We start from the raw sequence: 15,094 nt of genomic DNA on the forward strand, positions 1-15,094 counted from the left end.
GATAGCCCTTTACTCATTTTATCCGGTAATTATTCATTCTTTATATTGAGTGTTTCCTTATTTTTGTTCGTCTTTATACTAAAAACAAAGACGAAGATGAATATGAGACATGTATTTTTAGTAGGGATATTTTTAGGATTTTTCTCCTTGTCGACACTCGGACAGACCGGCATCTGGCAATGGTCCGTACAAGTACGCAACTTCAGCACCCGGCCCAAGCATCCGGACGTACGCGCCTATCTATGGATTCCGGAGAAATGCAAGCAAATAAAAGCAATCCTGGTGGCACAGCACAACATGGAAGAGATTTCTATCCTGGAAGATGCTGCCTTCCGCCGGCGCATGGCCCAATTAGATGTAGCCCAGATATGGGTATGCCCGTCTTTCGACCTGGGATTCGACTTCACCGACCGAGCTTGGGAAACCTTGGACGGTCTTCTGGCTGACCTGGCCCGCGAATCAGGCTACAAAGAACTGGCAACAGCTCCCCTGATTGCTATCGGACATTCCGCAGCAGCCAGCTGGCCTTATTATCTTGCAGCCTACCAGCCCGAGCGCACACTGGCATGCATTTCCGTCAGTGGCCAGTGGCCTTATCATCGCGACCAGTGGCTGTGCAAGGATATCTGGGGAAACCGGAATATCAATAACATCCCCTGCCTGGAAACGATGGGCGAATACGAAGCTGCACATACGTGGAGCAACGAGGGACTGAAAGAGCGCAAAGAACATCCTCTGCTACCGCTCAGCATGCTGGCTTGTCCTGCCGAAGGGCACTTTGCCTACACTCCCGGAAAGGCGGAATACATAGCGCTTTATATAAAGAAAGCAATGCAATACGGGCGTGTAGATCCCACCAAGACGGGCTGGCTGATGGAACGATGGAAAAAGAACGAACAACCGTCTTGCAAACCGGCACCGGTCAATCAATACAAAGGAGATCCGGCACAAGCATTCTGGTTCTTCGACCGCGAAATGGTCGAGGCTACTTCGGCATACCAATCACGCTATCGCAACCTGAAGCCGCAATTGGTGAGCGTGGCACAGGAGGGCAAAACAGTCATCCAGCAAAACTCCCACCTGCAAGTTCATCCTGCTTTCCAGCCTCAGGAAGATGGCATTACATTCCGGTTGACACCCGTTTTCCTGGACACGGTTCCCGGAGAGAGCCCCCGTCTTTCCAATTGGACGGATTTACCGGTAGGTACTTCTATCGGCCATGCAGAAGGCATACAGCCGGCACTTCAAATGATTACCGGCCCGGCTGTTCTGGCAGATTCTGAAACGTTCCGGGTAGCGTGGAACCGGGGAACCTTATGGACGGAATCCAAAGCAGATATCGTGTTTGCAATTACCCATCCCGGAGACAAAGAATATAAACCCGCGGTTCAACAGGCGCAGATTACCATCCCGGTTCGAAACACCGAAGGTTCGTCGCAACAAATCAGCTTTACCAAACTGCCCGACGTAAAACGCGGCGTCCGCTCCATCCCCTTGCAAGCCGTTTCGAACAGCGGTTTGCCTGTCGGTTTTTATGTGGAATCCGGTCCGGCGTATGTAGATGGCACCCGGCTGATATTGACTCCGATACCTCCTAAAGCAACTTATCCGGTGAAGGTCACAGTTATAGCATGGCAATATGGACGGAAGTCGGCTCCACAGGTACAGACTGCGGAGCCGGTAAGGCAGACGTTTTATATCCGATAAACAGATACAAATTTCTCGTAACTAACTTTTCATCCGCAAAGGAAAGTTAGTTACGAACCTCCGTAAATTCAGAGGCAAATTTTACTCAGATACTGCACACGTTCATTACTGATATTTATCAAAGAAAGAGAGATCCCACTCGTCATGCCAATGAATGATGAACCTGTTATCCTTGAACTCCACCGGCAACCAGATGTAACGACCGTCAATGGCATTGTCCGGACACCAACGATCACCCATATAGATATAGGCATCCTTTTTTCCGGCCACAGGCAGGATATAGGTACTTTGAGACTGATAGGTAGTCTCCTTTCCCTCGTCTACACATGGATTCCCCAGTTCAGTCCAGGGGCCCCAAATAGAAGGAGCTACTGCCGAGCGAGCAGCATTTGGCCTCCATCCGGTACAACCGGATCCCATGAAATAGTACAAACCATCCCTCTTGAAAATGGCAGGTGCCTCCATTTTACGACCTACGAATGCACGCACATACTTCCCTGTATAGTCCAAGTAATCATCGGTGAGTTCAGCAATGTGAATCACACTGTTCGATTCCGAGGAGCAGATGTGATAAGCCTTGCCATCATCATCTACGAAAAGTGTCATATCACGTGAGTGTTGACCTTTCTCAAAATCACGTCCCAAGGTATTTACAGAATCTGGATGTTCCTCATGTCCCAGATTGGAACGCTCTTCCTTATACTGTTCCAATACAGCTTTTTTATGTAGCTCCAATACATTCACCGGCCAGCTTTTGGGAGTAGCCCGTGTGCTGCGGATGAAATGAAAGGGACCGGTCACCTTATCAGCCTGTGCTATACCTACCAAAGCTCCCCCGTATCCTTTACCCTTCGGCTCAAGGTGAAACCACATGACAAACTTCTTGGTCTTTTTATTGTAGATGACTTTCGGTCGTTCCAAGATGCAGCCCTTGGCAATGTCACTGGACACATCCTCACTCACTTGCAAAACAATACCGGCATCTTTCCAATTATAGAGATCTGTTGAAGAGTAGCAATGCACCCCAACTTGGGCGGAGTTTCCGATACGACCTTCCACCTTATGCTCACCGAACCAGTAATACGTTTTCTTATGTAACAACACACCACCGCCATGTGCGTTGATATGTATTCCATTATCATCCTTCCAAAGTTCTCCGGATTTGAAGGATGCGTACTGCTGGGCGAAACTTAAAGAGACACACCAAATAGTCAAAAACAAAAAAACAAACTTTTTCATACTGTTACTCAATTTTTATATCATTTATCTTCTTACAGAGCATACGTATCCATTATATAAAAGCTCTGTTCTATGGTTTTTGCTGTCTTTATTCCGGGTTCGACTGTTCTTTATGATTGCAGAAACTGTTGCCGAAATAACCGGACTGCCATAAAAGGAAGAGAAGCCATCCTCTCTATTCGACTTTCCTTGCACATGGGCAATAAAGAATCCGTAAACACTATCCCGCTTATTAATCCAGGGATAGGCACCTGCCCATCCGGGAGAACTTATCTGATAAGCTTCTCCCGTCCGTTCATCTACCAATTCACGCCATTCCCCCAAACCATAAATGCCATTATGATGTTGTCCCAAGCCCCGTTCTACATATTCACCGGGATTGACTTTTGCAGTCTTAACCTGATCGGCCTGCATCTCACGTACTGTCTCGGATTTTAGGATTTCTTTTCCCTCGTAACTTCCGTCATGAAAAATCAGATCCAAGAAGCGGATATAATCATCCAACGTAGTACACAGTCCTCCTCCTAGCATCGGAGCATGACCGCCAGCCATATTGACCGGTGTAAAATGAGAATGCTTCATTCCCAACGGCTGTGCTATAAATTCTTGAAACAACTGCTCAAATTCCTTGCCTGCCGCCTTTTCCGCCATGCGTCCGGCAATCTGCATGGCCAATCCTCCATATTCAAAACGAGTGCCGCAAGTAAATGCCGTATCCAAAGGTAGAATCTCCACCATAGCAGAATCCAGATGGTTGTAATTATCCACACGGGGTTCCGGTAAATACGGACGTACACCGGAAGTATGGGAGAGAAGACAGCGCAGAGGAATTTTCCCCTTCGGGTCATTCTTGAATTCAGGTATCCATTTTTCCACCACATCGTCCCATGATAGCGGAGTCCGATCTACAACCGCAGCTATGGTGGCAGCCGCCACCCATTTACCCGCGGAGGCTACATAAACCTTTGTATCAGACGTAAAATCGCCATAACACTGTGTAAAGAGTACACTGTCATTACGTACCACGCAGACAGCTCCTCCAGGATAATACCCTTTATCCATCCAACCGGTGATGATAGAATCCAAAGGAGCAAAATCATAAGCGTTCTGCTGTGAAACAGCAGAACGACATGACGTAAACAATAAACCAGCTACACACAGAAAAAGTAGTGCACAAATATTCTTCATCATGACTCTATATAGGTTTATTTCTCTACCAAATCCCAATACACCACGTACCGTTGACGATGCATATCATAGAGTGGGCGAATAACATCGCCTTGTGAAGTAGTGAATTTCAGTTCTTTACCCACGCGCTTCAATACACGTTCCGAATACTTTCCATCCACGGGCAGTGTTGTTCTCAAACCTGTCGGGACGTGATAGTCATAGGTGTAATAGTCATTATACAGTGCCGGATTGGAAAAAGGTGCCGGAGCCTGCATTCCATCTGTCCCTCGTTCGCCAGCCAGTACCAACGGACCATAGAGTAAAGCTCCTCTATTCGGATTATCAGGCATTGTCTCTATGCGTACCTGCATCGGATAAGTTGCTTCAATGCGATCACCATCCTGCCACCGGCGGGTCAATGCAATATAAGAACCCGGTTTCTGCTTTACGGATACTTTCTTACCGTTTATGCGAACCGTCACTTTCCCACTCCACGATGGGTAACGCAAATAAACGGTAGTCAGTATCGGCTGATTCACACTAACCGTCATTGCTGTCAGCTCCTCGGCCGGGAAAGCAGTTTCCTGCCGGAGTATCAGTCCTTTTTCTTTCCAGTTCACTTCCGAAGGGATGAAAAGATTGACATAAATACCTTTATCATCGTGATAATAAATAGCCTCTCCATACTTGGCATGGCTCTCAAACCCGCTGCCGACACAACACCAGAAAGAGTTTTCTTTTGTACTATATACCTTATGCGCTCCGTTGAGCAAAGGCAGAAAATAACAGACCATGCCCGACTCCGGATCTTGCTGTCCTAAGATATGATTATAAAGCGCACGTTCATAATAATCGGCAACTGCCTCATCGCCCGTCCAACAAAAGAGGTGACGACTCAGTTTCAACATATTATATGTACAGCACGTCTCTCCCGTATATCCTGAAAGATGCTCAGACATCTTCTGAGGATCAAAGTAATGCTCCTTGTCGCTGCTGCATCCTGGAGCAAACGTATGCTGTGCAATCATAGTATGCCAGAAGAAGTCGGTCAGCTTTCGGCTTGTCTCATCTTTTGTCAGTTCATAATTACGAGCTTCGGCAATCACCTTCGGAATAAACGTATTGGTATGCTTGGTTCCCAAATCATCACGTAATTCTTTCAGCGGGTCAATCACTTCATTATGATAGAAAAATTCTGCCAACCAATGATAATCTTCATTGCCGGTTATTGCATACAGATTATAAAACGCTTCATTGATACCTCCAAACTCATTACGTATCATCCGGCGCCGGGTTTCCTCACTCAACGGTTTCAGTTTATTATATGCCCAATCGCCCATCTTTTTCACTACCTTCAATGCCTGTACATTGTCGGCATAAAGATATTGGTCTATCAAACCGGCATAAAGCTTATGCAGCGTGTACCATGGAGCCCAGACACCGGTTCCACGGATATTCCGGTTAATCAGTTCTTCGGGGAAAGCACTGAGATAGCCATTACCGAGCGCCTTCTGTACTTCCGCCAACCCATTCACCAAGCTGTCTCCCTTTAGCTTGAACAGTTCACTGCCGGTAGCCGCGTACATCAATCCGTACGCAGACAGCAAATGTCCCGTGGTATGCCCACGCAACTCACAATCCAAAGATTCCCAGCCTCCCAACTTCTTCACAGTCATATAACCACCTTCGCGCCCGGCAAACACCCCTGCGTTGGTATAGAAACTGTGCAGCAAGCGGGTTACATCAATAGAGGCCATCCAAGCAGAATCACGCATCATATTCTCGCGAAAACGGCTGGGCAGCAAATGAACATCCTTCAGGTCAAAACTTTCCGCCCGAAGCGGAACAACGGTTTCTTGCTGCATTTTCCCCGCATGTTGTCCGGGGTAAATGGATTGTGCAGGCAAAGTGCCGGATATCCCTAAACACATCGCTGCAATAATGACGGTCTTACATCTCATACTTTCTTTGTTTTTTATAATATACGAACCAAAGCATGAAACTACTCAAAAGAAGCTTGCTAAATGTCTTTCTATTAAAATACGCTTTATCATTAAGTGTATTTATAATGCGAAACGTATCATATAAAGACAAACGTAAACTTCAGAATTTATGAAACCAAACAAATTATTAACCATCGCAACGCTTTTATGGCTTTGTGTGCAAAGCATTGGGGCACAAAACCAGTTAGTCACCTATCCTTCCCCCGAAGGTGCAGAGTTGAAAAACGACTTTACCGTCAAGGTGCGCCAGCCCGGAAAAGAATGGCAGACAATAGATACCTACGCCGTCAAAGTAGATGAGGTAAGAGGAGCCAGTCACCACGTGGAACTGGCATCTATGGGATATTTCGATTTCGCAGGCGAAGTCGAGATATCGGTGCTATCCAACAAAGGAGATATCCAAACAGGCAGAGTGCGCCCTCTGTCTTACGAAATCACTCCTCAAATCAACGGCAATATCCTGACTTTCAAACTCGACCGCCCGCGCAACTTATCGATAGAGGTAAACGGAGACATCTTCCACAACCTGCATCTTTTTGCCAACCCGATAGACCCGAACAATCCGCTAAAGCCGGGCATGAACCCGAAGAAACTGAAAAAAGACCGTAACCTGATCTATTTTGGTCCGGGCATACATCAACTGCCGGGTGACACACTGAACGTACCTTCGGGCAAGACGGTCTATGTGGCGGGTGGCGCTGTAGTAAGAGGCTGCATCCGTGCTTTCAATGTCCGCGATGCAAAGATACTGGGTCGCGGCATCGTTCATCCCCAAGAACGTGGCGAAGGAATTCACATCGGTAATTCTAGGAACATATCTGTAGAAGGGCTCATCACCACTCAATGCCCCACCGGTGGTTCGGACAGCGTGACCATACGCAACGTAAAGGCCATCAGTTCTTACGGCTGGGGAGACGGGATGAATGTCTTCGCCAGCAACAATGTACTCTTCGATGGTGTATTCTGCCGCAACTCCGACGATTGCACCACCGTTTACGCCACCCGCAAGGGTTACACCGGCGGATGCCGAAACATCACCATGCAAAACTCCACACTTTGGGCAGATGTAGCCCATCCCATCTTTATCGGTCTTCATGGCAATGTGGAGTATCCCGACACGATAGAGAACCTGAACTACCTCAACATCGACATACTGGACCATCGGGAAATGCAGGTTGACTACCAAGGTTGCCTCGCCATCAACGCCGGAGACAACAACCTCATCCGCAACGTGCGTTTCGAGAACATCCGCATCGAAAACTTCCGCCAAGGACAGCTGGTAAACCTGCGCATCTTCTTCAATAAGAAATATTGCAAAGCTCCGGGCAGAGGAATTGAAAATATCTTGTTCAAAGACATCACCTACACCGGAAAGAACGCCGAACTATCCCTCATCGCCGGATATGACCAGGAACGGAAAGTAAAGAATATCCGTTTCGAAAATCTGCGGATAAACGGAACCGTTATCTCGGACGACATGCCCGGCAAGCCCGGTTGGTACAAGACGGGAGACATGGCACGCTTCTCGATAGGGGAACATGTGGAGGGAGTGACGTTCACGAAGTAATATCGAAAAGCAGCCAAACAATCTGCGTAACAAAATACCGTCTGAATGCACTTATTTATCCGGGAATGGCTTTCTTTGTAAAAAATTAAAGCCCTATATGAAGAAACAGAAACACATCCCGTTCAAGCTGCTTCTGGCCTTATGCCTCAAGCTGGCATTACCCTTATGTGCCAATGACTTTCTATTTACATCCATCGACACATCGCAAGGGTTGAGTGACAATCAGATACGCTATATACTTCAGCTACCGGACGGAAGAATGACATTTACCACCACCGAGAGCGTTAATTTATATGATGGAGCACGCTTCACCTCCCTTCCCTATACTCCCAATGGCGTATATCCACTGAATCAATACAAAGGACACTTCCATATTTATCTAAGTGGAGATTCTCTTTTGTGGATTAAAGACTTCCAACGGCTGATGTGCATCAACCTCCATAAGGAGAAATACATCACGGACTTAGGTTCTTTTTTTCAAAACAGCGGTGTACAAAAGCCGGTAGAAGACTTGTTTGTAGATTATCAGGGATACATTTGGTTAATAACTTCCGGAGAAATCATGCAACAAGAACTTTCCTTCCGCATGAAACTGCCCGATTGCCCGGGAACCATACAAGACCTTACAGCAGACAATGAATTCCTGTATTTGTTTTACGATACCGGAAACATTGTTTGCTACCATATAGCCACCGGAAAACAACTATACGCCATTGCCGCATATCCCGACAACGATCGGGAGAAGTTCCAAAACACCTCACTCATCCTCAGAGGAAAGGACGGATTCTACCAGCTGCGGAACGGCTCTAAAGGAGGCTTTTTCTATTTTGATCTCCACAAGCGGACGTGGACAAAAATATTAGAAAAGGACTATACCCTCAACACCTTGATGATTTCTGCGGACAACAAAGCTTATATCAGTTGTATCCGTGGATTTTGGATCATCGACCTCGCACAAGGAACGCAGCAATACCTGCCTGCCCTGAGGACTCAAAAGGGAAATATTATTGCCACAGAAATCAGCACGATTTTCCAAGACCGGCAAGGAGCCCTATGGCTCGGAATGTTCAATAGAGGATTGCTGTATTATCATCCCGCCAAGTATAAACGGATTCATATAGCCCCAAAGTATTTCCCTATATCCCTTGAAGAAAACACGGCGGCCTCCAGCTTTGCCGAAGACAGAAACGGCAATATATTCGTAAAAGACCACTCTGCCGTTTACCTGCTGGACATTCAGGCAGACAGCAAACGGAAACTCGTGCCGATAGAAGCATCCGCCCTTCCCAAAGAACTGCAAGGAGAATACAGTTCCGGAGCAGCCTTCGTGTCACATGACGGAACACTCTATTTCGGAGACAACGGCAGTTGCGATATCTTCTGTCCTAATCCTAAGTCCCTCTCCCCGGAACTGCCCTACCCGCCCGTTTTCACAGCCTTCTATGTGCACGGTGAAAGAATAGCCCCAAACAAAATCTACGAAAACCGGATGATTTTGCCCCAGGCAGCTCCCTACACCCGGAAAATTGAATTGAACTATAACCAGAACTTCATCACATTTGAATGCTCTGCCTTAAACTACTTCGACCGCACGCACACTTACTACCGCTACCAATTGGAAGGCATCGACGGACAATGGGTTTATGCCACCGACACCAGACAGAACAATGGTATTCTCCGGGCACCTTACACCAACCTTCCTCCAGGAAACTATACCTTCAAAGTCATGGATTCGGGTGACGCAAGCCATTGGAATGACAGACAAATGACCCGAATAGAACTCACTGTCCACGCTCCCTGGTGGAAAACCAATATTGCATACGCCACCTATCTGATGCTGACACTGGCAACAATCGTGGCAGGTATCCGTCTATACGTGTACCGTACTAAAAGAGAGCTGGAGCGACGCCATAAAGAAGAAATCCTGCTGCTCCGCATCCGCAACCTGATAGAACAGTGTAACCAATATGAGGCCGAACAGAAAAAACACGCAGAAGAGAAAACCTCCCATGCCTGCGAAGAAGCTCTGCCAAATGAGTATAAACAAGATACAGCAGAATCCGTTTTCCTGACAAGAGCCATCGGATTAGTAGAAAAGAATATACATGTGCCCGGGTATTCCGTAGAACAGTTGAGCCGCGATTTGTGCATGGAACGCACCGGACTTTACCGGAAGTTGGTAGGCATACTCGATCAGTCTCCGAGTTTGTTCATCCGTAATATCCGTTTGCAACGGGCAGCCCAACTGATTCTGGAAGGCAAACTCAGCATTGCCGAAATTGCAGAATGTACCGGCTTCAGCAGTTCCAGTTATTTAAGTAAGTGTTTCCAGGAAATGTATGGATGCCGTCCCTCCGAATACGCCGAGAAAATGAAGAAATCAACCTGAGTGTTATCCGTTTCAACATGGCTATTGCCGCATTTGGAGCTTTGTGGACTACTTTTGCAACATAAATTTCAAATAACCATGAAAATAAATCTTAGTAAGAAAGTCGGCCTCGTGCTGACTTGTGCAACACTGTTTGCAACCGTATGCGAGGCGCAGAATGTGCAACAAACATCCCAGGGCATCAAGTGCAACACACAAGGAATGGACATCAGCGTAGAGTTCTATTCGCCTACCATTGTCCGGGTTTACAAAACTCCCGAAGGGAAACCTTACGATAAGGAGAGTCTGGTAGTCATCAAGTCGCCGGAGCGTATGAAAGTGGAGATTTCTCAGGAACAAGGACAAGCCACATTAAAGTCATCCTCGTTGAAAGTTATTGTCAACCCCTCCACCGGAGGCATCAGTTTCTATACAGCCGGAGGCAAGGAACTCTTGAAAGACAAAGACTACGGCACCTCCTTTGCCGGGAAAGATGATGCCGGCACACCCTCCTATCAGGTAAGAAGTGCTTTCCTGCTGGAAAAAGACGAACCGATCTACGGAGTGGGGCAAGTGATGGACGGCAAGTTCAACCGCCGCAACTCCATGCACCACATGCAGAACGAGAACATGTTCACCTATTCTCCCTACTTCATGTCGCCCGTGAAAGGCTATGCCGTATATTGGGACAACTATTCCATCTCCGAGTTTGCCGACTCTCCGCAGGAACTCTCCTTCCAAAGTCTGGGACACTGTGCGGACTATTACTTCATGTACGGCAAGGACTCCGATGGTGTCATAGCCCAAGTGCGCGACTTGACGGGACATTCGCCCATGCTTCCACTCTGGGCCTACGGATTCTTCCAAAGCAAAGAACGCTATCACACGCAAGAAGAAAACCTGAGCGTACTGAAGAAATACCGCGAACTACAGATTCCCATTGACTGCATGATTCAGGACTGGCGCTACTGGCCCGAATACAACCGCACGGACAGCGCATGGAATTCACACAGTTTCGACCCCGAACGCTTCCCGAATCCCAAGAAATGGGCCGACGAAATACACCGGCTGAATGCCAAGCTGATGATTGTGGCATGGCCCGGATTCGGTTCCAAGACGGAGCAACGCAAGGAGCTGGATGCCAAGGGCATGATTATCAACTTCGACACCTGGCCTCCACAAAGCGGCGCACGCCCTTACGATGTCTACAACCCCGAAGCCAGGGACATCTACTGGAAATATCTGAATAAAGGCATTTTCAGCTACATCGGCAACGACGGCTGGTGGCTCGACTCCACCGAGCCCGACCACATCAACCGGAAAGAATCGGACTACGACCTGCCCACCCACTTGGGTTCATACCGGAGCGTAAAGAATGCCTATTCGCTGATGCACAACAGCGGAATAGCTTCGCACCAGAAAGCACAAAACAAGGACAAGCGCGTGGTAATCCTCACCCGTTCGGGCTTCATCGGACAGCAGCGCTACGGGTCCAACACTTGGAGCGGAGACGTGGCATCCACCTGGGAGATGCTCGAAAAGCAGATTCCCGCCGCACTGAACTACACTTTGATGGGTATCCCCAACTGGAACAGCGACATAGGCGGCTTCTTTGCCGGACGCTGGAATGAAGGCGGCGGTGCCAAGAACCCCAAGTATCAGGAGCTGTACGTACGTTGGATGCAGTTCGGCGCCTTCTGCCCGATGATGCGTTCGCACGGCACAGAAGTAGCCCGCGAAATATGGAACTTCGGAGAACGCGGCAGTTGGTGCTTCGATGCCCAGGAGAAGATGATTAAGTTGCGCTATCGCCTCCTGCCTTATACATACAGCACCTCTTGGGATGTGTCTCATAACGACGGAACTTTTATGCGCCCGTTGCTGATGGACTTCACAACGGACAAGAATACCTACGAAGTCGGTGGGGAATTTCTTTTCGGACGTTCCATACTGGTAACTCCCGTCACCCGGCCGGAAGTAACGGAATGGCCGGTCTATCTGCCCGCAGGAACTGACTGGTGGGACTTCTGGAACAACGAAAAGCAGCAAGGCGGGCAGACGGTAGCGCGCAGTGTGTCTAAAGACATCCTCCCCGTTTACATCAAAGCCGGAAGTATTTTGCCATTTGGCCCCTCGGTTCAATACTCCACCGAGAAGAGTTGGGACAACCTGGAGATACGCATTTATCCCGGTGCCGACGGAATATTCACCCTCTACGAAGACGAAAATGACAATTATAACTACGAAAAGGGGCTCTGTTCCACCATCTGCTTCCGCTGGGACGACCACACACGGCGCCTGACGATAGAAGACCGCAAAGGAGATTTCCCCGGAATGCTGAAGAACCGCAAGTTCAAAGTGATTGTGGTTAATCAGAAGTCCGGAACCGGAGACCAGCCGATGAAAGGCGGAAAAACGGTGAATTACACGGGAAAGAATGTGACTGTAAAATTGTAATGACAAAGATGTCTCAATGATTCCACTTGAACTCGAAGGCGGACATTTGTCCGTCTTCTTCTATATAATCAATCTCCTTTTGCTGCTGAGTACGCCAAAACCAATAATTACAATATAATAGCTACCCCACCTTCTCCAAATGATACTGCGTCCCCTTATAAGACTTCCTGCACGGTATATTCAGCTTCTGAAGCGTACGTCCGAACTGCGCCACCTTGTTGAGAGCCAGCTTATCCTTCGTTTTTGTCTGTAAGTAGTTCATAATCTGCATGGTCGTAAGCCATTCTCCTTCTTCCGCTTCAGCATCCACGGAACGAAAATAGCAATGGAACAGTTGCTCCAACGGACTGATTTGTTCGAATTCCTGATTAGTCCGCTTCAAAATCGCCTCATCCTCATCATCCAGCCAATAGCGCTCGCCGTGATAGATGGCATCCATGGCCTGCGCATAAAGCTGCTTATAATTGATGGTGACATTGGTGCGGACAGGCGCCGTCACTTCGATGCAGATAAAACGGCGGCTGCCGCTGGGATCAGTAAGCAAGTCTTTCTGATTGCTCGTACCGATGAAAGAAGCATACCGGCGCACCTCCCGAATGGCTGTACCGTAGGGTTTCCGCAGATTGGCGGCAGGCTTTTGCAACAGATGCTTCAAGAAGCCCTGCTGGCTGACGTTCACCTGGTCGAATTCATCAATATTTATCAGGAAGAAACGTCCCAGGTAGCGCTCCGCCTCCTGCTTGCTCTTGAAGTCGAGACTGTCCGTATAGCCAAAACGAAGTTCAGGCGGCAACAAGATACGACAAAAGGTACTCTTCCGATAGCCTTGCGCCCCCACCAACAAAGGTGAAGTACTGTTTCCATGCTGACGATCGACGCCCTGCCAATGCGCCACCATGCTGAGAAACCAGCGGTAGAACAGCTCCCGCCAATGCGGATTGTTACACGGCACAAGGTCGGCCAAGGCGCGGATGCGGTCCTTTCCATCCCAGCGACCCGTGTCGTACAGATACTCTTCCACGGGATTGTACAGCGGGACGTATTCCGAATTCAGGAACCGGTCCACATCGCGATCCCACGCACTGATGCCCTCTTTCAAGGCACTGATAGAGATGCTGTTGCGCACACGCTTGTCCACAGGTTTGAAGTAGAAATGGATAGAATCGCGCTGGCGGTATTCCAAATCGTCCAGCACCGTATTGTAGCGGAATTCATAGCGGCGGTTCATAAATTCTTCCAGCAGGAAAGCCGTCTCCTGCTCCTTGCCCAAACTGCTTTTCTGTCCGAAACCTTTACATTCCTGATAAAGATTGTGCAAAGTCAGCCTTACCGTCTGCTCATCTGCCTGGCGGTGATAATGAATCAACGTTTGGCGTACCGCTTCTTCTTCGGGCACACCTGCCTTGTAGCATTGCTCGGCCAGGCAGACAAGCAGCGGTTGCAAGTCGTCATCGCCACGCCGCCAGTTCTCCACCTCACGAAGTGCGCGCCCCAAGGCAGCCTCATACATCAACGTAAATGTCTCTGCCGTCTCATAGCCGGGCGCCATGCGTGCCAGTGGGTTCTTCTCGTCCTGCTTCCGCTGGCGGAAAGTGCCCTCATCCGGCATTGCGAACGGTTGCGCCAGGCAGAAAGGGACAGCATCCGGATTATAATAAGGAGACTCGTCCAGCGTCATCCGGCAACTTTGCATCAGCGACGGTTCACTCAACGTAATGTCAAAAGGCAACACCGGCTGATAGCACCGCACGGCAAGCCGGTAGGCATGGGCATGAAACAGTGCCGCCTCCACTTCCTTGACAGGCAGTCCGCCGTCATCGGGCAAGGCAAACCGTACCCAGATTTTCACACTTCGTCCGCTGGAACCACAAAAGGCAGCAAAAGTCTGCGGCAGAAGTTCCGCCTGCCGCTTCACAAATTCCACTTCGTAGCGACCGGACAGTTTGTTTACTTCCAACTGTACCAGTCCGTTATACAGCTTCATACGCCGCTCACCTTCCTTGGTACGGCTGTACTCCACGGCAGGATAAATACGGGGAAGTTTGTCGATATGTTCATATCGAGATCGGGTGCCTTCCAATGCCGGCAACAGTTCCCTCAGGGCGGTGATGTGTCCGGATTTTGTCTCTGTCTTTATCTTTTCAAAAAATGTATTTGTGTCACAAGTACTTAGAGTTTCCTTTCCGGTTTCTTTCTCTTCTCTGATTAAAGTTATTTTCATTTGCTTCTTATCGGTTGTTTTTACATCTGCGGAATGCCGCTTAATGCTTGTAAAGATACGCCATAAATCTCCGGAATGCAAGTATTTCACCCGATAAATACCATTGTTTCTTTTGACAAATAAAGGCGTTTCATTTGTTTTGTCCCTTAGTTTATTGTATCTTTGCCTAATGTTTATCAAGGGCTCACTAATGTGGATAAATAAGCTATCAAATATAAACAAATAGGCTTACTAACGTAAACAAATTTATTCACAATTGTGAGCTCTTGATAAACAATAGGGCTGAACACAAGAAACATTAAGGCCGAACCAAAGGAACACAAGGCCTTGACACGTTCCACACCAGTGCTGAGCTCAAACAA

Annotated in this window: 8 protein-coding genes; 4 read left to right on the forward strand and 4 right to left on the reverse strand. The window is 48.2% G+C overall.

Annotated elements, in window-relative coordinates:
• Nucleotides 1-102: 102 nt before the first annotated feature.
• Nucleotides 103-1,707 carry a hypothetical protein gene (locus AAE250_RS07160; protein WP_342288794.1) on the forward strand — a complete coding sequence of 535 codons (1,605 nt, stop codon included), beginning with the start codon at nt 103-105 and terminating at the stop codon, nt 1,705-1,707.
• A 105-nt stretch (nt 1,708-1,812) separates the two neighbouring features.
• Here the strand turns inward: AAE250_RS07160 and AAE250_RS07165 are convergent, their stop codons facing one another.
• From AAE250_RS07165 to AAE250_RS07175, 3 genes are read right to left on the reverse strand one after another with little or no spacing between them, the layout of a single operon-like run.
• Nucleotides 1,813-2,946: a glycoside hydrolase family 43 protein gene (locus tag AAE250_RS07165; RefSeq protein WP_294597725.1), complete on the reverse strand. Its 1,134-nt coding sequence runs from the start codon at nt 2,944-2,946 to the stop codon at nt 1,813-1,815.
• 24 nt (nt 2,947-2,970) lie between these two features.
• Nucleotides 2,971-4,137, reverse strand: a complete 1,167-nt coding sequence (locus AAE250_RS07170) for a serine hydrolase domain-containing protein (protein WP_294597722.1) — start codon at nt 4,135-4,137, stop codon at nt 2,971-2,973.
• A 14-nt stretch (nt 4,138-4,151) separates the two neighbouring features.
• Nucleotides 4,152-6,077, reverse strand: a complete 1,926-nt coding sequence (locus AAE250_RS07175) for a glycoside hydrolase family 127 protein (protein WP_294597720.1) — start codon at nt 6,075-6,077, stop codon at nt 4,152-4,154.
• Between the two features lie 151 nt (nt 6,078-6,228).
• On the opposite strand from AAE250_RS07175, the gene AAE250_RS07180 reads away from it, so the two are divergent.
• From AAE250_RS07180 to AAE250_RS07190, 3 genes are all read left to right on the forward strand, one after another.
• Nucleotides 6,229-7,686: a glycosyl hydrolase family 28 protein gene (locus tag AAE250_RS07180; protein WP_294597717.1), complete on the forward strand. Its 1,458-nt coding sequence runs from the start codon at nt 6,229-6,231 to the stop codon at nt 7,684-7,686.
• Between the two features lie 97 nt (nt 7,687-7,783).
• Nucleotides 7,784-10,075, forward strand: a complete 2,292-nt coding sequence (locus AAE250_RS07185) for a helix-turn-helix domain-containing protein (RefSeq protein WP_294597714.1) — start codon at nt 7,784-7,786, stop codon at nt 10,073-10,075.
• Nucleotides 10,076-10,153: 78 nt separating this feature from the next.
• Nucleotides 10,154-12,511 carry a glycoside hydrolase family 31 protein gene (locus AAE250_RS07190; protein WP_294597710.1) on the forward strand — a complete coding sequence of 786 codons (2,358 nt, stop codon included), beginning with the start codon at nt 10,154-10,156 and terminating at the stop codon, nt 12,509-12,511.
• Nucleotides 12,512-12,632: 121 nt separating this feature from the next.
• Here AAE250_RS07190 and AAE250_RS07195 read toward each other — a convergent pair whose 3' ends face one another.
• Nucleotides 12,633-14,732, reverse strand: a complete 2,100-nt coding sequence (locus tag AAE250_RS07195) for a BT4734/BF3469 family protein (RefSeq protein ID WP_294597707.1) — start codon at nt 14,730-14,732, stop codon at nt 12,633-12,635.
• Nucleotides 14,733-15,094 lie beyond the last annotated feature (362 nt).

The organism is Bacteroides sp. GD17, assembly GCF_038448625.1.
Taxonomy (GTDB): domain Bacteria; phylum Bacteroidota; class Bacteroidia; order Bacteroidales; family Bacteroidaceae; genus Bacteroides.